Below are 21313 nucleotides of genomic sequence, written 5' to 3'. Positions count from 1 at the left end.
CGCAAAAGTTCCCGCCCCTCCCCGCTGACCGATCAGTCAGAAAAACTCGCCCATCAAGCGGCACTTTTTGTGAACTTTTCAAAAAACCGGCGACTCCGAGCCAATAGCCACTACGGCAAAATTCCTCCCGGCTCCCTCCGGAGAGGTGTGTCGATGGACTGTTACGGATGTTCATCAGGAGTGATCCAATGGAGTTGACCACCATGAAGACCCGCATCGAGAAATCCCCGTTCCAACTGCGCGGGATCAAGCTGGCCGCCCTGGCCCTGGGCAGCAGCCTGGTTCTGGCCGGCTGTGCTGGCAAGCCACCCACCGAGCAGTACGCCGTGACTCAGTCGGCCGTTAACTCTGCGGTGAGCGCCGGTGGCACCGAGTTCGCCGCCGTCGAGATGAAGGCCGCGCAGGACAAGTTCAAGCAAGCCGAAATCGCCATGCACGACAAGAAGTATGACGAAGCGAAGATTCTCGCCGAACAGGCCGAATGGGATGCCCGTGTTGCCGAACGCAAGGCCCAGGCCATGAAAGCCCAGAAAGCCGTGCAGGATGCCCGCCAAGGCGTCCAGGACGTACGCGAGGAAGGCATGCGTGCCGCTGACCCGCTGCAGCCGCAGCAGTAAGCGCCGCCGCGCTCCGTGCATTCGAAATCGATCAAAGGACGAACACTATGCGTAACCACGTGATGATTCCCGCCCTCCTAGCCGTGAGCATGGGCCTGGTCGCCTGCGCCCACCAGCCGAACCCCAACCTGGAGTCGGCCCGGACCAACTTCTCCGCCCTGCAAAGCGACCCGCAGGCGAGCAAGGTCGCCGCCCTCGAAACCAAGGACGCCCAGGACTGGCTGAACAAGGCCGACAAGGCCTACATGGACAAGGAAGACGACAAGAAGGTCGACCAACTGGCCTACCTGACCAACCAGCGCGTCGAGGTGGCCAAGCAGACCATCGCCCTGCGCACCGCCGAAGCCGAGCTGAAAAACGCCGCCGCCCAGCGCGCCCAGGCCCGCCTGGACGCTCGCGACGCGCAGATCAAGAAGCTCCAGGAAAGCCTCAACGCCAAGCAGACCGAGCGCGGCACCCTGGTGACCTTCGGTGACGTGCTGTTCGACTTCAACAAGGCCGAGCTGAAGAGCAGCGCCTACCCGAACATCACCAAGCTGGCCCAGTTCCTCCAGGAAAACCCGGACCGCAAGGTGATCGTCGAAGGCTACACCGACAGCGTCGGCAGCGCCGGCTACAACCAGTCCCTGTCCGAGCGCCGCGCCAACTCGGTGCGCATGGCGCTGGTACGTGCCGGCGTGGACCCGGCCCGTATCGTCGCCCAGGGTTATGGCAAGGAGTATCCGGTAGCGGACAACTCCAGCAACTCTGGTCGCGCGCAGAACCGTCGGGTGGAAGTGACCATTTCCAACGACAACCAGCCGGTGGCACCGCGCAGCAGTGTGAGCAGCGCGCAGTAACCTGCTGGCTGTGACGAAAAATCCCGCCGGTTGGCGGGATTTTTTTTACCCACCAAAAAGCAAAAGCACCTATAAAAGCACCTTTAAAGACACCCATTAAAGAGCTACCATTCCGGCCACGCAGTATCGGCTTCGATCAGGATCTGAAATACGGATTCGGACTACCGATCCCGGAGCTATCTCCCGACAGCAGAACTCGACAGGAAGTGTTGCCATGGTAATGACATTCGCGGTGTTGGCCGATGTAGCGGCATCGGTCACCGACCTTAAAAAAGATCCAATGGGCACTTTGCGCGAAGGCAAAGGCGAAACCGTGGTCATCCTCAACAGAAACGCACCGGCCTTCTATGCAGTTCCACCGGACCGCTATGAGGCAATGATGGATCTGATCGACGATGTCCAGTTGGCAGAGCTTGTACGCCAGCGGCGTGGCGAACCCACTGTCAAGGTAGATATCGATGAGCTCATCGCAGACGCCAAAGGAAGCGGCAACTGACTACGCGCTGGAATTCAATCTGAGGGCCAAAAAGGAGTTCGACAGGCTGGATGCAGCGATCCGCCTGCAACTGGCCAAAAAGCTGAAATCCAGGCTGGCTGAACCGAGGGTGGACGCCGACAAGCTTTCAGGGATGCCGGACTGCTACAAGATCAAGTTGCGCAGTTCTGGTTATCGGCTGGTTTATCAGGTTTTCGATAAGCGATTGGTGGTGCTGGTAATTGCAGTGGGCAAGCGGGAGAACAACCAGGCTTACGGCGCGGCCTTATCACGGTTCACACACTGATAGCGCTTGCACCACCGCTATCGCCGGCAACGCCAGCTCCCACAGGGTCTGCGGTGCACGCACCCCTTGTGGAGTTGGCGTTGCCAGCGATATGACAGGGAAGACACAACAAACCTACTGGACCGCCTGCGGCGTCTCCTGCCCCATGCAGCGCACCGCCTGCTTCTTGCTGTCCACGAGCACGCCGGTCAAGCCCTTCTGCTGCATGTCGAACAGCACCAGCACGCCGTCGATGCACTGGGCCATCTGCGGTGCCGGGTTGATCGATAGCTTGTAGTCCTCGCCCGGCACCGTCTTGAGCATGGTGAATTCCGACAGCAACAAGGCGTCCTCCGGCTTGGCGAAATGCAGGTAGCCGTAGTACCACAGGGCGCAGACCGTGCCGACGATGCTGCAGACCCCGGTGATGATCAGGGGGATGGCGTTGCGTTCTTCACTCATTGCGACTTCTCGTCAGGGTAGTTGGGGACTTCGGCCAGGCGGCGCAGGCCGTTGAAATGTTCGGGGTCGTCGAGGAAGCGCAGCATGACCTGGCGCCAGGTCGGGTCGCCGAAGGTCTGCACGTGCCCGCCGCGGACCAATTGCAATACCCGCGGCGGCGGCGCGGCCTGGTACAGGCGGATACCGTTGTCCATGGGCACCAGCGCATCGTCGATGCTGTGGAAGAACAGCTTGGGCGGGCTGTCCAGGCGCGCGATTGAACGGATCGCACTGTCTCCATCGGGCACCAGCCACGACAGCGGCACCTGCATCGGCCAGGTCAGCCATGAGGTCCCCAGGGCGAAACGTCCGACATCGCGGTAACTGGCCGGGACGCCGTCGAACACCAGGGCCTTGAAGCGCGCAGCCTGCTCGGGATGCTGCGCCAGGTAGTGAATGGCCATCGCCCCGCCCAGGCTTTGCCCAAGCAGGACCCGCGGCTTGCCCTGGACGTCCGGGGCCTTGTCCAGCCAGTCGAAGGCGGCGGCGAGGTCCTGGTAGACCTCGGGCAGCCTCGGCTTGCCTGCCGACAGCCCATAACCGCGGTAGTCGATCATCAGCACCTGGTAGCCCTGTTCCGGCAGCCAGTAGCTCGCCCCCAGATGCCAGGCCAGGTTGCCGCCATTGCCGTGCAGGTGCAGCACCGTGCCCTTCACCTCGACGCCTTCCTTGGCCGGCAGCCACCAGCCATGCAGGCGCGTGCCATCGGCGGCGGTGAGGGTCACGTCGCGCCAGGCGATCCTGGCTTTTTCTGGCGTGAACGGCTGCCCGGGCTCGGGATAGAACAGCAGCGAACTGCACCCGGACAACCCCGGCAGCAACAGGCACGAGAGCACTATCGCGCGCCAGCGCTCAGAGAATGTTCGAATAGTCGGCTTCAATGCGATCCAGGCTCAGGTGATTGAGGAAGTTGGAGAAGCACATCCATGCCGACAGGGCATTGAGGTCGCGGAACTGCTCCGGCAGGTACTTGGGCGGTTCCACCAGCCCTTCGTCGACCAGCTGGCGCAGGGTGCGCATGTCTTCCAGGGTGGTCTTGCCGCAGAACAACAGCGGGATCTGCTCGAGCTTGCCCTTCCTCACGGCCAACTGAATGTAGTTGTAAACCATGATGAAACCCTTGAGGTAGGACAAGTCCTTGGTAAATGGCAGGCCGTTCGGCACCGAACCCCGGAACACCCGGCTGGCATTGCCATAGCTCTCCGCCATTTCGAAGCCCTGGTCGCGGAAGAACTGGTAGATCTGCAGGAAGTCGGCGCCCTCCTCCACCATATGGATGGCGCGGGTGCGGTTGGTCAGCTTGCGCAGGCGGGTCGGGTAGGAGGCGAAGGCGATCACTTCCATGAGGATCGCCAGGCCTTCCTGGGTGACGGTGGATGACGGCGGGCCCTTGGCGAGGAAGGTGCAGATCGGCTGGTTGAGGCCGTTGAGGGTAGTGCCGACGTGGACCAGCCCTTCGTGGACCTCCAGCGCCCGCACATCGCGGCTGTTGAACATGGCGTCGGCGCGGATCTTGATGTAGTCGGCGCCCGCCGCCGCGTCGGCGACGATACCGTCGGACTCGAACACGCGAATGGTCCCCTCCGCCTCGCCGAATACGGTATTCAGGCGGCGCTGGAGGATTTCCACGGCCTCCTTGGCGGTGAGGTTCTTCGGCTCGTCCTTGAGGTCGCCACGGCCGTCGATATTGTTCAGGTAGTCGGAGAGCATCAGGCCGAGATCGGCAAGGGTCGGGTCACCCGCGTGGAACGCGTCGGACGCGGCGCCGTAGAGTTCCTGGGAGATCAAGCCGAAATCCTCGGTGCCACGCGCCTCGAGCATGCGCACCACCATGCGGTACTCCTTGCACATGCGCCGCATGATCTGCCCGACCGGGTTGAACTGGCCGAGCTGACGGGTGATATCGCGCTCGATGTTCTGGAATTCCAGCTTCAGCGCAGCGGAATCGAAGGACAGTGGCCGGTTCTGGTAGTACTCGCGGCTGATCGCCGGTGGCTCCTTGCCCTTGGCCTTGAAGAAGCCCTGGCGGATGCTGTCGTCCCACTTCACCGCATCCAGCACGCGTATCGGCGTCTGCGCCTGGACGATACGGTCGGAAAGGGTGCGAATCGTCTGCTGGTACTCGTCCACGCTCATGCCTCGCTGTTCCTTTTGTTTCGGCTTACTTCCCCGCCCGCTGGAAGCGCGCCACTTCCACGAACAGGTCGGAGTTGGCGGGATCGTCCAGATAGGCCAGGACCCGCTCGGCCGGGCTGTCGATCAGCACACCCTGGCCGTTGTCCTCGGGGACTTCGATGCTGCGTCCGCTCAGTTCCTTGTTGTCCAGGGCCTGGGTGACCTGCTCGACGTCGAGGTTGTAGACCACCAGTTCGTTGTTATCGATCACTTCGAAGCCGCCGATCAGGAAGTTGCCGCCCAGCTTCTTCGGCACCCCGGCCGACAGGTACCAGCGGTTGCCGTGGCGGGACACGGTGAAGGCGTACTCCTCGCGCGGCTTGCCCTTGGCACTGGCCACGGCCTTGTAGGCATTGCCGCCGGACCGGCTGATCTGCAGGGTCAGCGGCTCGCCCCAGGCGTCCTTGCTCGACCACTTGCCGAGCAACGCCCTGGGCGCCGCCTGGTTGGCCGGGATCGGCTCGTTGAAGGTCACCAGGCAGCCATTCAACAGCAGGAAAGACAGGGCCAGCAGCACACGCCAGGCTTTCATCGAAATCTCCTTGAAAGGCGCTCGCGGCTCACTCCGCCGCCAGCACCAGGTGCAGGTATCGGACAAGAATAGCGAGCATCTGCCCTTCAGCCTGCGGTTTTGCGGCTTCGAGCAGGCCCTGATACTCCATCTGCTCGATGATTGCCGTCAATACAATGGCGTCCTGTTGCGGCTGGCGCGAGCCCACCACCTGCAAAAGCTGGCAGGCGCCACGCAGGAGGATCTGCTCGTGCGACTTCACCAGCTCGGCCAGGCGCGGGCTCAGCAGCGCTTCCTGGCGGAAGGCCTGCTCGGCCATGAGGAAGTCGCGGCGATTGTGCAATTGGCGCTGGACATACTCGCAGGTCATCTTCGCCACCTCGTCGGCCAGCCGCGCGCGGGAAGCCGGGCTGCCATCACCCTGGGCCAGCAACTGGCGCAGGACCACCTCGGTGCTTTCCCACAGCTTGGCCATGTAGGCGGCACTGCGTTCGACGTACTGGGCGAAGGTATCGCTGAGCAGGTCCTGGATATCGTCGAAGTAGTAGGTGGTGGCCGACAGCGGCACGCCCGCCTCTGCAGCCACCGCGCGGTGGCGCACGCCGCGCACGCCGTCACGGACGACAATGCGCATGGCCGCGTCGAGGATCTGCTGGCGGCGCTGCTCGCTGCCCTGGCGGCTGGCCTTGCGGCCCTGGTACTGGACGCTTTCGGCGACGGCGGAGGCAACGCCGGCGGCGCCTTGTTGGGGCTGGGAGGGAGTCACGGCGGTTACCTCGAAATCGGGATTTTCGGGCATGAAAAAGCCGCTCTTGGCGGCTGATTCATAGTGTCCTTCAGGGCCTCATCGCTGGCAAGCCAGCTCCCACAGGTGCGGCGCGGCTTGCCAGCGATGGGGACCTCAAACCTGATGCAATCAGGCCTGCGGACGCATGTGCGGGAACAGGATCACATCACGGATCGACGGCGAGTTGGTCAGCAGCATCACCAGGCGGTCGATACCGATGCCTTCACCGGCAGTCGGCGGCATGCCGTATTCCAGGGCGCGGACGAAGTCGGCGTCGTAGTGCATGGCTTCGTCGTCACCGGCGTCCTTCTCGGCCACCTGGGCGAGGAAACGCTCGGCCTGGTCTTCGGCATCGTTGAGCTCGGAGTAGGCGTTGGCGATCTCGCGGCCACCGATGAACAGCTCGAAGCGGTCGGTAACGTTCGGGTTGGCGTCGTTGCGGCGCGCCAGCGGCGAGACTTCGAACGGGTACTCGGTGATGAAGTGCGGCTGCTCCAGCTTGCTCTCCACCAGTTCCTCGAAAATCATCACCTGCAGCTTGCCCAGGCCTTCGTGACCGAGGACCTTGGCGCCGGCCTTCCTGGCGATTTCGCGCGCCTTGTCGACGTCCAGCAGGTCAGCCTCGGTCAGTTCCGGGTTGTACTTGAGGATCGAGTCGAATACCGACATCCGCGCGAACGGTTCGCCGAAGTGGAACACCTTGTCGCCGTACGGCACGTCGGTAGTGCCAAGCACCAGTTGCGCCAGCTCGCGGAACAGTTCCTCGGTGAGGTCCATGTTGTCGGTGTAGTCGGCGTAGGCCTGGTAGAACTCGAGCATGGTGAACTCGGGGTTGTGCCGGGTCGAGACGCCTTCGTTGCGGAAGTTGCGGTTGATCTCGAAGACCTTCTCGAAGCCACCGACCACCAGGCGCTTGAGGTACAGCTCCGGCGCGATGCGCAGGAACATCGGCATGTCCAGGGCGTTGTGGTGGGTTTCGAACGGCTTGGCCGCAGCGCCGCCCGGAATGGTCTGCAGCATCGGCGTCTCGACTTCGAGGAAGTCGCGCTTGGCCAGGAAGCTGCGGATATGCGAGATCACCAGGGAACGCACGCGGAAGGTTTCACGGGTGTCTTCGTTGACGATCAGGTCGACGTAGCGCTGGCGATAGCGCTGCTCGGTGTCGGTCAGGCCGTGGTGCTTGTCCGGCAGCGGGCGCAGCGACTTGGTCAGCAGGCGCACGCGGGTCATCTCGACGTACAGGTCGCCCTTGCCGGAACGGGCCAGGGTGCCTTCGGCGGCGATGATGTCGCCCAGGTCCCAGGTTTTCACCTCGGCCAGGGTTTCTTCGGGCAGGGTCTTGCGGTTGACGTAGACCTGGATGCGCCCGGTCATGTCCTGGATCACCATGAACGAACCGCGGTTGAGCATGATGCGCCCGGCAACCTTGACCGGGATCGCAGCCGCTTCCAGCTCTTCCTTGGTCTTGTCGACATACTGCTTCTGCAGGTCGTTGCAGTAGCTGTCGCGGCGGAAGTCGTTGGGGAAGGCCTGGCCCTTGGCGCGCGCTGCGGCAAGTTTTTCCTTGCGCAGGGCGATCAGGGCGTTTTCTTCCTGTTGCAGGTCTTGCGATTCGGTCTTGAGGTCGCTCATGTCGTCATTCTTTCCATCAGGTATTCGTTGCCCGTTCCGGGCAGGGCACGCGCCCCAGGCGCTTGGCCTGGGGGCGCGGCAGTGGTGTACGGCTTACAGCCCCTGCTTGAGGCTCGCTTCCAGGTACTGGTCGAGGTCGCCGTCCAGGACCTTCTGGCAGTCGCTGCGCTCGACGCCGGTACGCAGGTCCTTGATACGCGAGTCGTCCAGCACGTAGGAGCGGATCTGGTGACCCCAGCCGATGTCCGACTTGCTGTCTTCCAGGGCCTGGGAGGCGGCATTGCGCTTCTGCATTTCCAGTTCGTACAACTTGGCCCGCAGCATCTTCATGGCGGTGTCCTTGTTGGCGTGCTGGGAGCGTTCGTTCTGGCAGGCCACCACGGTGTTGGTCGGCACGTGGGTGATACGCACCGCCGAGTCGGTGGTGTTGACGTGCTGGCCACCGGCGCCGGAGGAGCGGTAGGTGTCGATGCGCAGGTCGGACGGGTTGATCTCGATCTCGACCTTGTCGTCGATCTCGGGCGAGACGAATACCGCCGAGAACGACGTGTGGCGACGGGCGCCGGAGTCGAACGGGCTCTTGCGCACCAGGCGGTGCACGCCGATCTCGGTACGCAGCCAGCCGAAGGCGTACTCGCCCTTGATATGCACGGTCGCGCCCTTGATGCCGGCGACCTCGCCCTCGGACAGTTCGATGATGGTCGCGTCGAAGCCGCGCTTGTCGGCCCAGCGCAGGTACATGCGCAGCAGGATGTTGGCCCAGTCCTGCGCTTCGGTACCGCCGGAGCCGGCCTGGATGTCCAGGTAGGCGTTGTTCATGTCCATCTCGCCGCTGAACATGCGCCGGAATTCCAGCTTGGCCAGGTGTTCCTCGAGTTGCTGCAACTCGGCCACGACGTCTTCGACGGCGCTCTCGTCGTTCTCCTCGACGGCCATGTCGAGCAGGTCCTTGCAGTCGGCGAGGCCGCCGGAGAGCTTGTCCAGGGTGTCCACGACCTGCGCCAGCATGGCGCGCTCGCGGCCAAGGCCCTGGGCGTATTCGGGCTTGTTCCAGACGTTCGGGTCTTCGAGCTCGCGGTTGACTTCGATCAGGCGGTCATGCTTGTGATCGTAGTCAAAGATACCCCCGAATGGACTCGGAACGCTCGGTGAGGTCCTTGATGGTATTCAGGATCGGATTGATTTCCATGGGCGGGCTGCTCTCGTGCGTAATTCGGTGAAAAGCCGGGGAGTATAGCGCAGGGGGGGTGGCGGGGGACAAGCTGGAAGCTACGGGCGGCAGGCTGATTTACAGGGGAATATCGGAAAATGGCTTTGCTTTTGCCGGCCCTATCGCTGGCAAGCCAGCTCCCACAGGTGCATGCAGTCCCTGTGGGAGTCAGCCCAGCCTTTCAGGCTGCGCTGTCGCGCAGAGAACAGTTTTCAAAGCACGACGCGTACCCTGTGGGAGCGGGTTCACCCGCGATTGCGGTAGTGAGTTCACCATAGCAATCGCGGGTAAACCCGCTCCTACAAAGTCCCTGCAAATCAAAGAGTTATGTTTTGTTCTATGAGAGCTGGCTTGCCAGCGATAGGGCCCTCAAGCCACGGCTACACGGTTGCGGCCGCCGTTCTTGGCCTGGTACAGGGCATTGTCCGCCGCCGAGATCAGTTGCCGGCAGTGGCTGCCGATCCCCGGGGTCTGGGTGGCCAGGCCGATGCTGACGCTGAGCACCGAGTCCTGCTGCGGCATGATATGGGCGATGCGCGCGGCCTCCACGGTCTGGCGCAGTTTCTCGGCCAGCAGGCGGGCGCCACCCGGCGAGGTATTGGGCAGCACCAGGGCGAACTCCTCGCCGCCATAGCGCGCCGGCAGATCGCTTGGCCGCGCGCAGCACGAGCGAATGGCCTCGGCCACCTGGCGCAACGCCTCGTCGCCGGCCAGGTGGCCGAAGGTGTCGTTGAACGACTTGAAGTAATCCACGTCCACCATCAGCAACGACAACTGCGACTGGTCGCGCATGGCCCGGCGCCATTCCAGCTCCAGGTACTCGTCGAAGTGACGACGATTGGACAACCCGGTCAGGCCGTCGGAGTTCATCAACCGCTGCAGCACCAGGTTGGTATCGAGCAACTGCTGCTGGCTGACCCGCAGCGCACGATAGGCCTCGTCGCGCTGCAACAGGGTCATGTAGGACCGCGAGTGATAGCGGATCCGCGCCACCAGCTCGATGTTGTCGGGCAGCTTGACCAGGTAGTCGTTGGCCCCGGCGGCGAAGGCCGCGCTTTTCACCAGCGGGTCTTCCTTGGTCGAGAGGACGATGATGGGGATGTCCTGGGTCGCCGGATTGGCGCGGTACTCGCGCACCAGGGTCAGGCCGTCGAGGCCCGGCATGATCAGGTCCTGGAGGATCACCGTCGGCTTGATCCGCACCGCCTGGGCCACCGCGTCGTGCGGATCGGCGCAGAAGTGGAAGTCGATGTTGTCTTCCTGGGCCAGGCCCCGGCGCACGGCTTCGCCGATCATCGCCTGGTCATCGACCAGCAGCACCATCGCCGAATTCTCGTCAGAGGTTGAAAAGCCGTCGATCGGTAGATCATTCATGCGCTGTCACCTGGGCACTGCCGGCGCCGCCGGCGTGACTCAATACATATCGTCATTTCGGGAAAATTTCCATTAGTCGTGGGGCTATCCGCTCCAGCGGACGCACTTCCACGGCCGCGTCGATGGCGACGGCGGCCTTGGGCATGCCGTACACCGCACTGCTCTGCTGGTCCTGGGCGATGGTCAGGAAGCCCTGCTCGCGCATGAGCTTGAGCCCCTGCGCGCCATCGCGGCCCATGCCGGTAAGCAGCACGCCCACCGCATCGCCACGCCAGAACCGCGCCACGCTCTCGAAGAACACGTCGATCGAGGGGCGGTAGATTTCGTTCACCGGCTCCGCCGTATAGGCCAGGGTGCCATCCCTGAGCAGGCGGATATGGTGGTTGGTCCCGGCCAGCAGCACATGCCCGGGTTGCGGCGGTTCGCCCTCGCGGGCCAAGCGCACGTTCTGCCCGGAACTGCTGGCCAGCCACTCGGCCATGCCGCCGGCGAATACCTGGTCGACATGCTGGACCAGCACGATCGAAGCCGGAAAAGTCCTGGGCAAGCCCTTGAGCAGCACTTCCAGCGCGGCCGGCCCGCCCGCGGAAGAACCGATGGCAACCAGGCCCTGGCGTTGCACCGCCTGGCGCACCGGGGCCGCCACCGGGCGTACGCTGCTGCCGCGTTGCTGGCCGATGAGCCAGGAGATATTGAGGATCTTGCGCAACAAAGGGGCTGCGGCTTCCTTCGGATCGCCGCTGCCCAGCGCCGGCGTATCGACCACGTCCAGCGCGCCATGCCCCATGGCCTCGAATACCCGGTGCACGTTCTGTTGCCGATCGACGGTAACGATAACGATGGCGCACGGCGACTCGGCCATGATCCGCCGGGTCGCTTCCACACCGTCCATCAGCGGCATGATCAGGTCCATCAGCAGCAGGTCCGGGGTCTGCTCGGCGCAGCGCTGCACCGCCTCCACGCCGTTGCTGGCGACCCAGATCACCTCGTGCGCCGGCTCGAAGGCCAGCGCCCGGCGCAGGGCCTCCACGGCAAGGGGCATATCATTGACGATGGCGATCTTCATCCCTGGGCACTCCCGATCAGCTCGACTACGGCATCCAGCAAGGCGTCGTCATGGAAACTCGCCTTGGCCAAATAATAGTCAGCCCCGGCATCCAGCCCGCGCCGTCGGTCTTCTTCCCGGTCCTTGTAGGACACCACCATGACCGGCAACGATTGCAGGCGGCTGTCGCGGCGCACCAGCGTCACCAGCTCGATACCGTCCATGCGCGGCATGTCGATATCGGTGATGAGCAGGTCGAAATCCTCGCTGCGCAGGGCGTTCCAGCCGTCCATGCCGTCCACCGCCACCGCCACCTGGTAGCCGCGGTTGCTCAGCAGCTTGCGTTGCAGCTCGCGCACGGTAAGCGAGTCGTCCACCACCAGTACGCGCTTGCGCGCCGCTTCACGGGCACTGCCGCGGCGTTCGATACGCTCCAGGCGGCCGGTACCGAGCAGTTTTTCCACCGAACGCAGCAGGTCCTCGACATCGACGATCAACACCACCGAACCGTCGTCCAGCAAGGCTCCGGCAGAAATGTCCTGGACCTTGCCCAGGCGCGAATCCAGCGGCATGACCACCAGCACGCGCTCGCCGACCAGGCGGTCGACGGCCACGCCATACAGCGTCTCGCGCTCGCGGATCACCACCACCTTGATGCTCTGCTCGCCGTTCTGGCCGACCGGTCGATTGAGCAACTGGCTGGCCGACACCAGCCCCACGGCCCGGCCCTCGTGCCAGAACTGCTGGCGCCCCTCGATCTGCACGATCGCCTCGGCGGACAGTTCCAGGGTGCGTTCGATATGGGCCAGGGGGAAGGCGTAGGCTTCGCCGCTCACCTGCACCACCAGGCTGCGCACCACCGACAGGGTCAGCGGGACTTCCAGATGGAAACGACTGCCGCTGCCGTCGCCCTGGGTCATCCCGACCTGGCCGCGCAACTGGCGGACCATATGCTGCACCGCGTCCAGGCCGACACCGCGCCCGGACACCTCGGTAACCTTGTCGCGCAGGCTGAAGCCGGGCAGGAAGAGGAAGGTCAGCAGCTCGGCCTCGCTCATCTGCGCCACGGTCTCGGCCGGTGACAGATTGCGCTCGACGATGCTGCGACGCAGGCGCTGCAGATCGACGCCGCCGCCATCGTCGCTCAATTCGAGCATCAGCAATCCGGCCTGGTGGGAAGCGCGCAAGCGGATGGTACCTTCCGCCGGCTTGCCCGCGGCCAGGCGCTGCTCCGGCAGTTCGATGCCGTGATCGACGGCATTGCGCAGCAGATGGGTCAGCGGCGCTTCGAGTTTTTCCAGCACGTCGCGGTCCACCTGGGTCTTCTCGCCTTCGACTTCCAGGCGCACCTGCTTGCCAAGGGAACGCCCCAGGTCGCGGACCATGCGGCTCTGTCCGGCCAGCACATCGGCGAACGGGCGCATGCGACAGGCCAAAGCCATGTCGTAGAGGTTCTGCGCGCGTTGCCCGGCCTGCCAGCCCAGTTCGTCGAGGTCGACCATCTGCTGCTGCAGCATCTGTTGTGCATCGCCCAGCAACTGCTGGGTCAGGGCCAGGGCCTGGCGAATGTCCTCGCCCTGCGCGCCGGCCTCGATCTGCGCCTTGAGTTCGTCGAGGGCGCGCAGGCTCTGGCCCTGCACGCGCTTGAGGCGCTGCAGGGTGGCCAGGAACGGCTTGAAGCGCTGGGTTTCCACCAGGGCCTTGCTGGACAGGTCGAGCAGGCTGTTGAGGCGCTCGGCCGTGACCCGCAGGACCCGCTCGCCACCCTCGACCGCCTTGCCCTTGGACACCGGTCGTGGTTCGGGCTCGGCTTGCGGCTCCTCGGGCGCAGCCGCTGCCACGGGCTCCGGCTCGGGCACCGGTGGCACAACCGGCACCGGTGCCGGCGCAGCACCGGGCTGCAACAGCTCGGCCACCTGAACCAGGTACGCCTGCACCGCCGCGTCCACCGCCGTATCCCCTGGCGTGGCGATACGCATCAGCAGATCGGTGCCCTGCAGCAATGCATCGATATGTTCCGGACGCAGGCGCAGGCGTCCTTCCTGGGCTTCCACCAGGCAATCTTCCATGACATGGGCCACGCTGACCCCGGCATCGATGCCGACGATCCGTGCTGCGCCCTTGAGCGAGTGCGCAGCACGCATGCACGCCTCGAGCTGGTCGGCCTGGGCCGGATTGCGCTCGAGCGCCAGCAGCCCGGCGCTGAGCACCTGGGTCTGGGCTTCGGCTTCGAGGCTGAACAGCTCCAGCAACGAGGCATCGCGCATCTGCTCTGGGGTCATGAAAGGCTCCGCTCGACTGCAGACAACAACTGGTCTTCATCCAGGATTCGCACGCTTCGCCCGCGCCACTGCAGGATGTGCCGGGTAAAACGGTTTTCGTGGGCGGTTTCGCCGCGCAGGCGCAGGTCGAGAGCGTGGATGCCGTCCACCTCGTCCACCGGCAGCACCACCGCGCCGCCCCTGGCCGCCAGGATCAGCATGCGCGGCATGACACGGCCGGCGCCGGGCGGGGCTTCGGTCAGCTCCAGCCCGAGCAGGTCACCGAGGGCCAGGCAAGGCACCAGTGCGCCGCGCACATTGGCCACCCCCAGCAGCATCCGCGAGCGCTGGTGCGGCAGCGAGTGCACCGGTTGCACCGGCGCCACTTCGGCCAGGCAGCGGGTGGCCAGGGCCATCCATTCCTCGCCGAGACGGAACAGCAGCAGCGAAGGCCCCTGCTCCGCCTGTTCCTCGACCACTTCGCGAACATGGGCGTCCTGGGCCAGGGCATAACGGTCCAGCAGGCGCGTGGCCGCAGCGGCATACACCGGGCAATTGCGACAATGCACATGCTCTTCGAGCAACGGGCAGCTCTTGTCGCCGTGCACGCCGATGCGGTTCCAGCAGTCGTCGATACGCTGCACATCGCCGCTCAGCACATTGATTCCTTCGCTCATCGATCAGCCTCCCGCTCGCGCCGCGCGGCGCGCTCCTGCAAGCGCCGGGCACCGGCCGTATCGCCCCGCGAGGCGAGCAATGCCGCCAGGTGGGCCAGGGCCTCGGGATGCTGCGGTTCCAGATACAGCGCCTTGCGGTACTGATTGACGGCGTCGCTGCTGTCGCCGGCGGTGTCGCTGAGCAGCCCCAGCCAGTAGAACACCTGGGCCGAAGGCTCGAACTGCTTGAGGTAACGCTGGCAAGCGGCGCGGGCCTGCTCGCTGTTGCCGGCATTGGCGAGGACGGCGATCTGGGCCAGCAATTCGCCGGGCTGCTCGTTGCGCGCGGGCTGCGCCGGTCCAGGGGCCGGCGCGGGGATCCTGCGCCGCGCAGGTGGCGGCGCGGCCACTGCCGCCTGGCGCGGCGGCACGGCCCGAGGCGCAGCTACCTGCGCGGCCGGGCGCGGCGCCGGCCTGGCTTCGGCCACCTGGCGGACATAGGCGAACGACTGGGCAATGCCCACCGGGCGCATGCCCAGGCGCGCCAGCAGGCTGCCTTCGGCCGGGCCGATGAACAGCACGCCATCGGCATGGGTCAGGTTCTTCAGCACCTCGAATACGCGCTGCTGGGTCGCCAGGTCGAAATAGATCAGCAGGTTGCGGCAGAACACGAAGTCATAGCTGCCCTGGCGAACCAGCAGGGCCGGGTCCAGCACATTGCCCACCTCGAAACGCACCTGGCGCTGCACCCGTGGGTCGAGCTCATGGCCCTCCTCGCTTGCGCTGAAATGCCGCTCGCGAAACGCCTGGTCGGGCCCGCGGAAGGAGTTGCGCCCATACAGGGCGCGCTGGGCCCGGGCAATGGAATTGGGGCTGATGTCCATGGCCTCGACGGTGAACGCCTGGGCCGGCACACCGCCATCAAGCAGGGCCATGGCAATGGAATAGGGTTCCTCGCCGGTGGAACAGGGCAGGCTGAGAATCTTCAGAGGCCGCGCACCGCCCAGTTCCGCCAGGCGTTTGCGCGCCAGTTCCAGAAGCGCAGCGAAAGACTCCGGATAGCGGAAGAACCAGGTCTCGGGAACGATCACCGCCTCGATCAGTGCTTGCTGTTCGGCGTGGGACTGCTGCAACTGCACCCAGTAATCGTTCAGGTCATTGGCCGCCAGCGCCGCGCAGCGCTGGCGCAGGGCGCGCTCGACCATCTGCTCGCCGACCGAGCTGACATCCAGCCCGATACGCTCCTGAAGAAAACGGAAGAAACGCCGCTCGATGGTCATGCCGGGCCCCCTTCGGCGGGGAACAGCATCGAACGTACCTGCTCGTCGAGCAGGTCCTGCACGCCGATCCATTGCAACAGGCCATCGGCATCCTCGCGCACCGGGCCGAGATAAGGCGCCTCGCGGTTGTCCACGCCGTAGGGGCGGAACTGTGCCGGATCGCAGCGCAGGGTATCGCTGGCCTGTTCGAGGATCAGCCCAAGCAGCAGGTCCGGCCGTGCCGGATCGAAACGGTAATGCACCAGCACCAGGCGCGTGCTGGTGCGCTGCGGCGCTGGTGTACCGAAGGTCAGGGCGCTGACGTCGATCACCGGCACCAGCGCGCCACGGTGGGCCAAAACCCCGGCGACATAGCCCGGGGCATGGGGCAGCGGTTTCAAGGGCAGGCGCGGCAACACCTCGGCGACTTCCCGGGTGTCCAGGGCAAAACGCTCGGCGCCGATGCGGAACACCAGGAACAGGCGTTCCTGGCAAGCCGCGTCCGGGCTGCGGCGGGGCGTGGGCTCGGTCATCGTCACGTCAGACTTTGAACCGCGAGACACCGCCGCGCAGACCGACCGCGACCTGGCTCAATTCGTCGATGGCAAAACTGGCCTGGCGCAACGACTCCACGGTCTGGCTGCTGGCATCGCTGAGCTGGGCCAGGGCGTGGTTGATCTGCTCGGCGCCCGTGGCCTGGGCCTGCATGCCTTCATTGACCATCAGCACCCGCGGCGCCAGGGCCTGGACCTGATGGATGATCTGGCTCAACTGCTCGCCGACCTGCTGGACCTCGAACATGCCGCGGCGCACTTCCTCGGAGAACTTGTCCATGCCCATCACCCCGGCGGAGACCGCCGACTGGATCTCGCGGACCATCTGCTCGATGTCGTAGGTGGCCACGGCGGTCTGGTCGGCCAGGCGCCTCACCTCGGTGGCGACCACGGCAAAACCGCGACCGTACTCGCCAGCCTTCTCGGCCTCGATCGCCGCGTTGAGCGACAGCAGGTTGGTCTGGTCGGCGACCTTGACGATGGTCACCACCACCTGGTTGATGTTGCCGGCCTTCTCGTTGAGGATCGCCAGCTTGTTGTTGACCAGGTCGGCGGCGCCCATCACCTGGTGCATGGTTTCCTCCATGCGCGCCAGCCCTTGCTGGCCGGAGCCGGCGAGCACCGAGGCCTGGTCGGCGGCGGTGGTCACTTCGGTCATGGTGCGTACCAGGTCGCGGGAGGTGGCGGCGATTTCCCGCGAGGTGGCGCCGATCTCGGTGGTGGTGGCCGCGGTTTCGGTGGCCGTGGCCTGCTGCTGCTTGGAAGTGGCGGCGATCTCGGTCACCGACGTGGTCACCTGCACCGAGGACCGCTGGGCCTGGGAGACCAGGCCGGTGAGTTCGCTGACCATTTCGTTGAACCCGGTTTCCACCGCGCCGAACTCGTCGTTGCGCTCCAGGTTCATGCGTACGCTGAGGTCGCCGCCGCGCAGGGTTTCCAGGGAGCGCACGATGCGCTGCATGGGCTCGGTGATGACCCGCATCAGCAACAGGCCGCAAACACCGGCGGCGATCACCGCCAGGATCAGCGACACCACCATGCTCAGCTTGGCGGTACTCACTGCCGAAACGATGCTGTCGGTGGCCTGGTCGGCATAGCGACGGTTCCAGTCGATCAGGTTGTTGACGCTCTTGCGCCCGGCGGCCCAGGTCGGCATCAGGTCTTCCAGGAGCACGCGCTGGGCTTCGGCGTAGTCCTGCTTGCCGTAGGCGTTGAGCACGGTGGTGAGGTACTGCTTGTACTCGGCGACCATGCCTTCGAACTGGGCGAAGTTGGCCTGGTCTTCCGAGTCGTTCATGGTCTTACGGTAGTTGCCCATCTGCTGCTGCAGGTGTTCGTCGTAGCTCCTGTACAAGGCCATGTCGGCATCGGTCAGCGCGCGCCGGTCGTTGAGGCCGACCAGGCGCTGGGTCAGGATGAAACTGTCGACCCAGGCGCTGCGGATCATCGAGCTGTAGTAGACGCCGGGCATGCTGTCGGCACGGACTGCCTGCTCGCTTTCCTCGATGGTGATCAACCGCGAGTAGGCGGCGACCACCATCAACGACATGATGGCGATGATCACGGCGAAACTTGCCAGGATCCGTTGGCGCAATGTCCAGTTCTTCACAATCAGCCCTCGAGCGTTGTACGCGGCAGGAAAAATGGGCTGATTATAGCCTAGGGCCTACGTACCGATAGGACTGATCCTACAGGGTTGATTGGGCAAAATGGCGACGCGCCGTGGCCATTTGCCCAGTTTGTTGACTCAGGTCGCACGAACCTGACGTTCCAGCTCGGCTTTCAGCGCCGGATCGAGGCGCAACTGTTTGGCCAGCTCGTCGAGGTAGGCGCGCTCCATGAAATGCTCCTCGTCCACCAGCATCACGCTGGCCAGGTACATTTCCGCAGCCATTTCCGGGGTGCTGGCAGCACGCGCGACCTCGGCCGGATCCAGCGGCTTGCCCAGCTCGGCGTGCAGCCAGTGCTGAAGATCGCGGTCATCGCCGGACAGCCTGACGAACTCACCCTCGATCAGTTCCCGCTCGCGTTCATCCACATGCCCGTCGGCCCTGGCGGCGGCGACCAGCGCCTTGAGGATCGCCTGGCTATGCTGCTCCATCTGGGCCGGGGGCAGCCGGTCGACGGTCTGCGGCTCGCCCTTGGGCGCTGCCGCCTGCTGCGCCTGCCAGTTGCCATAGGCCTTGTAGGCCAGCACGCCAAGCGCCGCCAGGCCACCGTAGGCCAGGGCCTTGCCGCCGTATTTGCGGGCTTTCTTGCTGCCCATCAGCACCCCCAGCGCCCCGGCCGCCGCCGCGCCGCCGCCCATGCCGGAGAGCAGGCTGCCCAGCCCGCCGCCGCTTTTCGATGCGCCTGGCGCGCCGGTCTGTTTTTGCAGCAGGTCCTGCCCGGACCTGAGCAGTTGATCGAGCAAACCTCGGGTATTCATTGCAATGCTCCTCGGAGAATCAATGTAGGAAAAATCCATTGATTGTTAAGAGAGGCATGCTACCCGGGGGTTTCCCGGAAGCAGGATGAAAATCTATTTCCGGTAATGACAAAGGACCGGTTGGCAAACGCATCAGGTTCAACAGTCGGGAAATGATTCAGCACACCGTTTCGCAGTTGCCCTTTTCCGCGCCAGCGCGAACGCTGGGCCCGGCAAGTGCCGGAGGTGCTTCGGGAAGACGCCGGAAATCCGTACTATCGCTGGTTCCTGGGCCTGCAACCCTGAGCGCCGCGCAGGCCCCATTAGAAAAAAAAGATACGGAAATCCGCATGTCGAAAAAGCCTGATGTGGTCTCCCCTGCGCGCCGCCGCAGTGCGCTCTGGCCGGTCCTGGCTGGGTTGTTGTTGCTGGTTGTCGCGGGCGTCTGGTTCGCCCTGGACCGAGGGCCGGCGCCGCTGCCGGTGACCACGCCACGCGCGGCGCCGGTCGCCGACACCAAGCCCGTACGCCCGGCGCCGCACCTGGTGGACGAAAACCAGTGCCAGGGCTGCCACAGCCAGCAAGTCGAGCACTGGAAAGGCTCCCACCACCAACTGGCGATGCAAGTGGCGGACGACGCCAGCGTGCTCGGCAACTTTGCCGATGTCACCTTCAAGAGCGACCGCGAGACCACCCGCTTCTTCAAGCGCGACGGCGGTTTCTGGGTCAACACGCCGGGTAGCGACGGCAAACCGAAGGACTTCCCGGTGGCCTATGCCTTCGGCATCGAACCCTTGCAGCAGTACCTGATCGACACGGGCGCCGGGCACTTGCAGGCGCTGGGTGTCGCCTGGGATACCCGGCAGAACACGTGGTTCCACCTGTACCCGGGCCAGGGCGTGGACTTCAGGAACCCGCTGCACTGGAGCAAACCGCAGCAGAACGCCAACTTCATGTGCGTGGAGTGCCATACCACCGGTTTCAAGCGTAATTTCAGCGCCGCCGCAAACAGTTTCTCCAGCCAGTGGCAGAGCCTCGGGGTCGGTTGCCAGGCCTGCCATGGCCCGGCTTCTGGTCACCTCGAATGGACAACGAAAAAGACCCCGCTCGACCACGCCGGCTTCCAGCAAAGCCTGCTGGGCGGCAACAACCTCAAGGAAGTGGAAACCTGCGCCCGCTGCCATGCGCGCCGGGCGCCGCTGGGCGATGGTTTCGTCGATACGCACCGGCTGATGGACGACTTCCTGCCCAGCCGCCTGACCCGCGAGTTGTACGAACTCGACGGCACGATCAAGGACGAGGTGTTCGAATACGGCTCCTTTACCCAGAGCAAGATGTTCGCCAAGGGCGTGCGTTGCAGCAACTGCCATGAACCCCACAGCACCCGGCTGCGGGCCGAGGGCAACGGGGTCTGCCTGCAATGCCACAACCCGGCGGGCAAGACCAGCGTGGCCGGGGTCGATGGCAGCGGCCTCAAGGCCAGGGACTACCGATCACCCGAGCATTACCAGCAGGTGCCGGGGCTTTCGGGTTCGCAGTGCGTGGATTGCCATATGCCGGGCAAGTTCTACATGGTCAACGACTGGCGGCATGACCATGGTTTCAGCATTCCACCCCAGGCCCGGGCGCTGCTCGGTGACAGCCCGACCCAGCGCTACGCCCAGAGCCTAGATGCCTTGCGCAGCGGCAAGCCGGGCGCGGCAGCGGCGCTGTTCGAACAACTGCAACGCAATGACCTGCCAGCGATTCGCCGTGCCACCCTACTGGCCGAGCTGCCCAACTATCCCAGCCAGCGCGCTCTCGAACTGGCCTCAAGGGACCTGCGCAACGACGGGCCGCAGGTGCGGCTTGCCGCCGTGGAAGCCCTGGCTGCACTGCTGCCTGGCGAACAGCGGGTGCAACCACTGGCGCCGCTGCTCAAGGACCCGATCCGCGCGGTGCGCACTGCAACCGCCTACGCCCTGTTGCCGGCGCGCCAGGCGGTATCCGGCGCTGATTTCGACAAGGCGCTGGGTGAATACGAGCAGGTCCAACTGAGCCTGCTGGAACGGGCCGAGGCCAATCTCAACCTGGCGATGCTCTATCGCGCCACCGGGCGGCTCGACCAGGTCGAGCCCCATCTTCGCGCGGCACTGGTGCGCGACGAAGGCTTCGATCCGGCGCGGGTGGCGCTGGTGCAATGGCTCGATGGCCAGGGACAGCAGGCGCAGGCGCGGCAGTTGCTGGACGACGGGCTGGCGCGGCATCCCGAATCGGCGCTGTTGCAGCACGCCAAGGGCCTGGCGCTGGTGCGTGCCGGTCAACGGGACGAAGCGCTGAAGGCCCTGCGCAAGGCCGTGGAACTGGAGCCCGGCAACACCGGCTTCGGCTACGTGCTGGCAGTGGCGCTGCATGACCAGGGCCAGCGTGGCGCGGCCATGGCGCAATTGTCGAAGAGCCTGGAACAGCAGCCGTACAACCGCGATGTACGGCTGGCGCTGATGCATTACCTGCAACAGGCGGGTGAGGTGGACAAGGCCAATGGGCTGGTCGAGGCGTTAAGGGCGATCAATCCGGAGGATCCGATGCTGCGGCCGAGATCGTGAAGTGTTGGTGTCGCTGATGGCCTCATCGCTGGCAAGCCAGCTCCCACAGGGTTGCGGTGCACACAAAACCCGTGGAAGTCCGCCCAGCCTTTCAGGCTGCGCTGTCGCGCAGAGAACAGTGCCAAAGCACGGCGCGTAC

20 protein-coding genes are annotated in these 21313 nt (G+C 64.8%); 5 read left to right on the top strand and 15 right to left on the bottom strand.

The window, feature by feature from the left end:
- The first annotated feature begins 188 nt into the window (after window positions 1-188).
- From ACKLLE_RS10605 to ACKLLE_RS10590, 4 genes are all read left to right on the top strand, one after another.
- Window positions 189-617 (top strand): DUF4398 domain-containing protein, encoded by a 429-nt coding sequence (locus ACKLLE_RS10605; RefSeq protein WP_009403273.1) that lies wholly within the window; start codon window positions 189-191, stop codon window positions 615-617.
- Between the two features lie 47 nt (window positions 618-664).
- Window positions 665-1456 carry a lipotoxin F family OmpA-related lipoprotein LptF gene (gene lptF / locus ACKLLE_RS10600; protein ID WP_009403275.1) on the top strand — a complete coding sequence of 264 codons (792 nt, stop codon included), beginning with the start codon at window positions 665-667 and terminating at the stop codon, window positions 1454-1456.
- Window positions 1457-1676: 220 nt separating this feature from the next.
- Window positions 1677-1952, top strand: a complete 276-nt coding sequence (locus ACKLLE_RS10595; RefSeq protein WP_205884606.1) for a type II toxin-antitoxin system Phd/YefM family antitoxin — start codon at window positions 1677-1679, stop codon at window positions 1950-1952.
- Window positions 1915-2238, top strand: coding sequence for a type II toxin-antitoxin system RelE family toxin (locus ACKLLE_RS10590; RefSeq protein WP_009403283.1), 324 nt, complete (start codon window positions 1915-1917; stop codon window positions 2236-2238). The genes ACKLLE_RS10595 and ACKLLE_RS10590 overlap by 38 nt, the downstream gene beginning before the upstream one ends.
- A gap of 114 nt (window positions 2239-2352) precedes the next feature.
- Here the strand turns inward: ACKLLE_RS10590 and ACKLLE_RS10585 are convergent, their stop codons facing one another.
- From ACKLLE_RS10585 to ACKLLE_RS10515, 15 genes are all read right to left on the bottom strand, one after another.
- Window positions 2353-2679, bottom strand: a complete 327-nt coding sequence (locus ACKLLE_RS10585; RefSeq protein WP_009403285.1) for a PA3694 family proteiin — start codon at window positions 2677-2679, stop codon at window positions 2353-2355.
- Window positions 2676-3599, bottom strand: coding sequence for an alpha/beta hydrolase (locus tag ACKLLE_RS10580; protein WP_420057883.1), 924 nt, complete (start codon window positions 3597-3599; stop codon window positions 2676-2678). Before ACKLLE_RS10580 ends, ACKLLE_RS10585 begins: the two co-directional genes overlap by 4 nt.
- Entirely contained in the window at window positions 3571-4854 is a 1284-nt protein-coding gene (locus ACKLLE_RS10575; RefSeq protein WP_170394947.1) for a flavohemoglobin expression-modulating QEGLA motif protein, read from the bottom strand. Before ACKLLE_RS10575 ends, ACKLLE_RS10580 begins: the two co-directional genes overlap by 29 nt.
- A 25-nt stretch (window positions 4855-4879) precedes the next feature.
- Window positions 4880-5425 (bottom strand): LolA-like protein, encoded by a 546-nt coding sequence (locus ACKLLE_RS10570; RefSeq protein WP_009403292.1) that lies wholly within the window; start codon window positions 5423-5425, stop codon window positions 4880-4882.
- Window positions 5426-5453: 28 nt separating this feature from the next.
- Window positions 5454-6203, bottom strand: coding sequence for a TetR/AcrR family transcriptional regulator (locus ACKLLE_RS10565; RefSeq protein WP_064303341.1), 750 nt, complete (start codon window positions 6201-6203; stop codon window positions 5454-5456).
- A gap of 117 nt (window positions 6204-6320) precedes the next feature.
- On the bottom strand, window positions 6321-7823 hold the full coding sequence (gene lysS, locus ACKLLE_RS10560; protein WP_064303342.1) for a lysine--tRNA ligase: 1503 nt from the start codon (window positions 7821-7823) through the stop codon (window positions 6321-6323).
- Window positions 7824-7916: 93 nt separating this feature from the next.
- Window positions 7917-9012 (bottom strand): peptide chain release factor 2 gene (gene prfB / locus ACKLLE_RS10555; RefSeq protein WP_158467776.1). Its coding sequence is split into 2 segments (ribosomal slippage): window positions 7917-8939 and window positions 8941-9012, totalling 1095 coding nucleotides; the frame shifts between segments, so codons are not numbered across the junction.
- A gap of 390 nt (window positions 9013-9402) precedes the next feature.
- Entirely contained in the window at window positions 9403-10407 is a 1005-nt protein-coding gene (locus ACKLLE_RS10550) for a response regulator (RefSeq protein ID WP_064301739.1), read from the bottom strand.
- A gap of 52 nt (window positions 10408-10459) precedes the next feature.
- The gene (gene cheB / locus ACKLLE_RS10545; RefSeq protein WP_064301738.1) at window positions 10460-11473 is read right to left on the bottom strand and encodes a chemotaxis response regulator protein-glutamate methylesterase; all 1014 of its coding nucleotides are present in this window, start codon (window positions 11471-11473) and stop codon (window positions 10460-10462) included.
- Window positions 11470-13734, bottom strand: a complete 2265-nt coding sequence (locus ACKLLE_RS10540) for a hybrid sensor histidine kinase/response regulator (RefSeq protein WP_420057882.1) — start codon at window positions 13732-13734, stop codon at window positions 11470-11472. Before ACKLLE_RS10540 ends, cheB begins: the two co-directional genes overlap by 4 nt.
- A complete protein-coding gene (locus ACKLLE_RS10535) occupies window positions 13731-14390 on the bottom strand; it encodes a chemotaxis protein CheW (RefSeq protein WP_420057881.1) in 660 nt (219 codons plus the stop codon). Before ACKLLE_RS10535 ends, ACKLLE_RS10540 begins: the two co-directional genes overlap by 4 nt.
- Entirely contained in the window at window positions 14387-15649 is a 1263-nt protein-coding gene (locus ACKLLE_RS10530; RefSeq protein ID WP_420057880.1) for a CheR family methyltransferase, read from the bottom strand. Before ACKLLE_RS10530 ends, ACKLLE_RS10535 begins: the two co-directional genes overlap by 4 nt.
- On the bottom strand, window positions 15646-16161 hold the full coding sequence (locus ACKLLE_RS10525) for a chemotaxis protein CheW (RefSeq protein ID WP_420057879.1): 516 nt from the start codon (window positions 16159-16161) through the stop codon (window positions 15646-15648). Before ACKLLE_RS10525 ends, ACKLLE_RS10530 begins: the two co-directional genes overlap by 4 nt.
- Before the next feature lie 7 nt (window positions 16162-16168).
- Window positions 16169-17731 carry a methyl-accepting chemotaxis protein gene (locus tag ACKLLE_RS10520; RefSeq protein ID WP_240160580.1) on the bottom strand — a complete coding sequence of 521 codons (1563 nt, stop codon included), beginning with the start codon at window positions 17729-17731 and terminating at the stop codon, window positions 16169-16171.
- A 198-nt stretch (window positions 17732-17929) separates the two neighbouring features.
- Window positions 17930-18610, bottom strand: a complete 681-nt coding sequence (locus ACKLLE_RS10515) for a tellurite resistance TerB family protein (RefSeq protein ID WP_420057878.1) — start codon at window positions 18608-18610, stop codon at window positions 17930-17932.
- A gap of 329 nt (window positions 18611-18939) precedes the next feature.
- Here ACKLLE_RS10515 and ACKLLE_RS10510 point away from each other — a divergent pair, with 329 nt between their 5' ends.
- Window positions 18940-21174 (top strand): tetratricopeptide repeat protein, encoded by a 2235-nt coding sequence (locus ACKLLE_RS10510; RefSeq protein WP_420057876.1) that lies wholly within the window; start codon window positions 18940-18942, stop codon window positions 21172-21174.
- Window positions 21175-21313: the final 139 nt, after the last annotated feature.

Source organism: Pseudomonas bharatica, assembly GCF_048586865.1.
GTDB classification, from domain to species: domain Bacteria; phylum Pseudomonadota; class Gammaproteobacteria; order Pseudomonadales; family Pseudomonadaceae; genus Aquipseudomonas; species Aquipseudomonas bharatica.
The sequence above is the reverse complement of the archived record's forward strand: the minus strand, read 5'-3'. Positions and strand labels throughout refer to the sequence as shown.

Bases quoted from the DNA above. Each gene is read 5' to 3' on its own strand.
- cheB (WP_064301738.1), bottom strand. From the start codon at position 11,473: ATGAAGATCGCCATCGTCAATGATATGCCCCTTGCCGTGGAGGCCCTG.
- ACKLLE_RS10595 (WP_205884606.1), top strand. From the start codon at position 1,677: ATGACATTCGCGGTGTTGGCCGATGTAGCGGCATCGGTCACCGACCTT.
- ACKLLE_RS10570 (WP_009403292.1), bottom strand. From the start codon at position 5,425: ATGAAAGCCTGGCGTGTGCTGCTGGCCCTGTCTTTCCTGCTGTTGAAT.
- lysS (WP_064303342.1), bottom strand. From the start codon at position 7,823: ATGAGCGACCTCAAGACCGAATCGCAAGACCTGCAACAGGAAGAAAAC.
- ACKLLE_RS10540 (WP_420057882.1), bottom strand. From the start codon at position 13,734: ATGACCCCAGAGCAGATGCGCGATGCCTCGTTGCTGGAGCTGTTCAGC.
- ACKLLE_RS10535 (WP_420057881.1), bottom strand. From the start codon at position 14,390: ATGAGCGAAGGAATCAATGTGCTGAGCGGCGATGTGCAGCGTATCGAC.
- ACKLLE_RS10525 (WP_420057879.1), bottom strand. From the start codon at position 16,161: ATGACCGAGCCCACGCCCCGCCGCAGCCCGGACGCGGCTTGCCAGGAA.
- ACKLLE_RS10530 (WP_420057880.1), bottom strand. From the start codon at position 15,649: ATGACCATCGAGCGGCGTTTCTTCCGTTTTCTTCAGGAGCGTATCGGG.
- ACKLLE_RS10515 (WP_420057878.1), bottom strand. From the start codon at position 18,610: ATGAATACCCGAGGTTTGCTCGATCAACTGCTCAGGTCCGGGCAGGAC.
- ACKLLE_RS10585 (WP_009403285.1), bottom strand. From the start codon at position 2,679: ATGAGTGAAGAACGCAACGCCATCCCCCTGATCATCACCGGGGTCTGC.
- ACKLLE_RS10510 (WP_420057876.1), top strand. From the start codon at position 18,940: ATGTCGAAAAAGCCTGATGTGGTCTCCCCTGCGCGCCGCCGCAGTGCG.
- ACKLLE_RS10520 (WP_240160580.1), bottom strand. From the start codon at position 17,731: ATGTCGTTGATGGTGGTCGCCGCCTACTCGCGGTTGATCACCATCGAG.
- ACKLLE_RS10590 (WP_009403283.1), top strand. From the start codon at position 1,915: ATGAGCTCATCGCAGACGCCAAAGGAAGCGGCAACTGACTACGCGCTG.
- ACKLLE_RS10550 (WP_064301739.1), bottom strand. From the start codon at position 10,407: ATGAATGATCTACCGATCGACGGCTTTTCAACCTCTGACGAGAATTCG.
- ACKLLE_RS10565 (WP_064303341.1), bottom strand. From the start codon at position 6,203: ATGCCCGAAAATCCCGATTTCGAGGTAACCGCCGTGACTCCCTCCCAG.
- lptF (WP_009403275.1), top strand. From the start codon at position 665: ATGCGTAACCACGTGATGATTCCCGCCCTCCTAGCCGTGAGCATGGGC.
- ACKLLE_RS10605 (WP_009403273.1), top strand. From the start codon at position 189: ATGGAGTTGACCACCATGAAGACCCGCATCGAGAAATCCCCGTTCCAA.
- ACKLLE_RS10575 (WP_170394947.1), bottom strand. From the start codon at position 4,854: ATGAGCGTGGACGAGTACCAGCAGACGATTCGCACCCTTTCCGACCGT.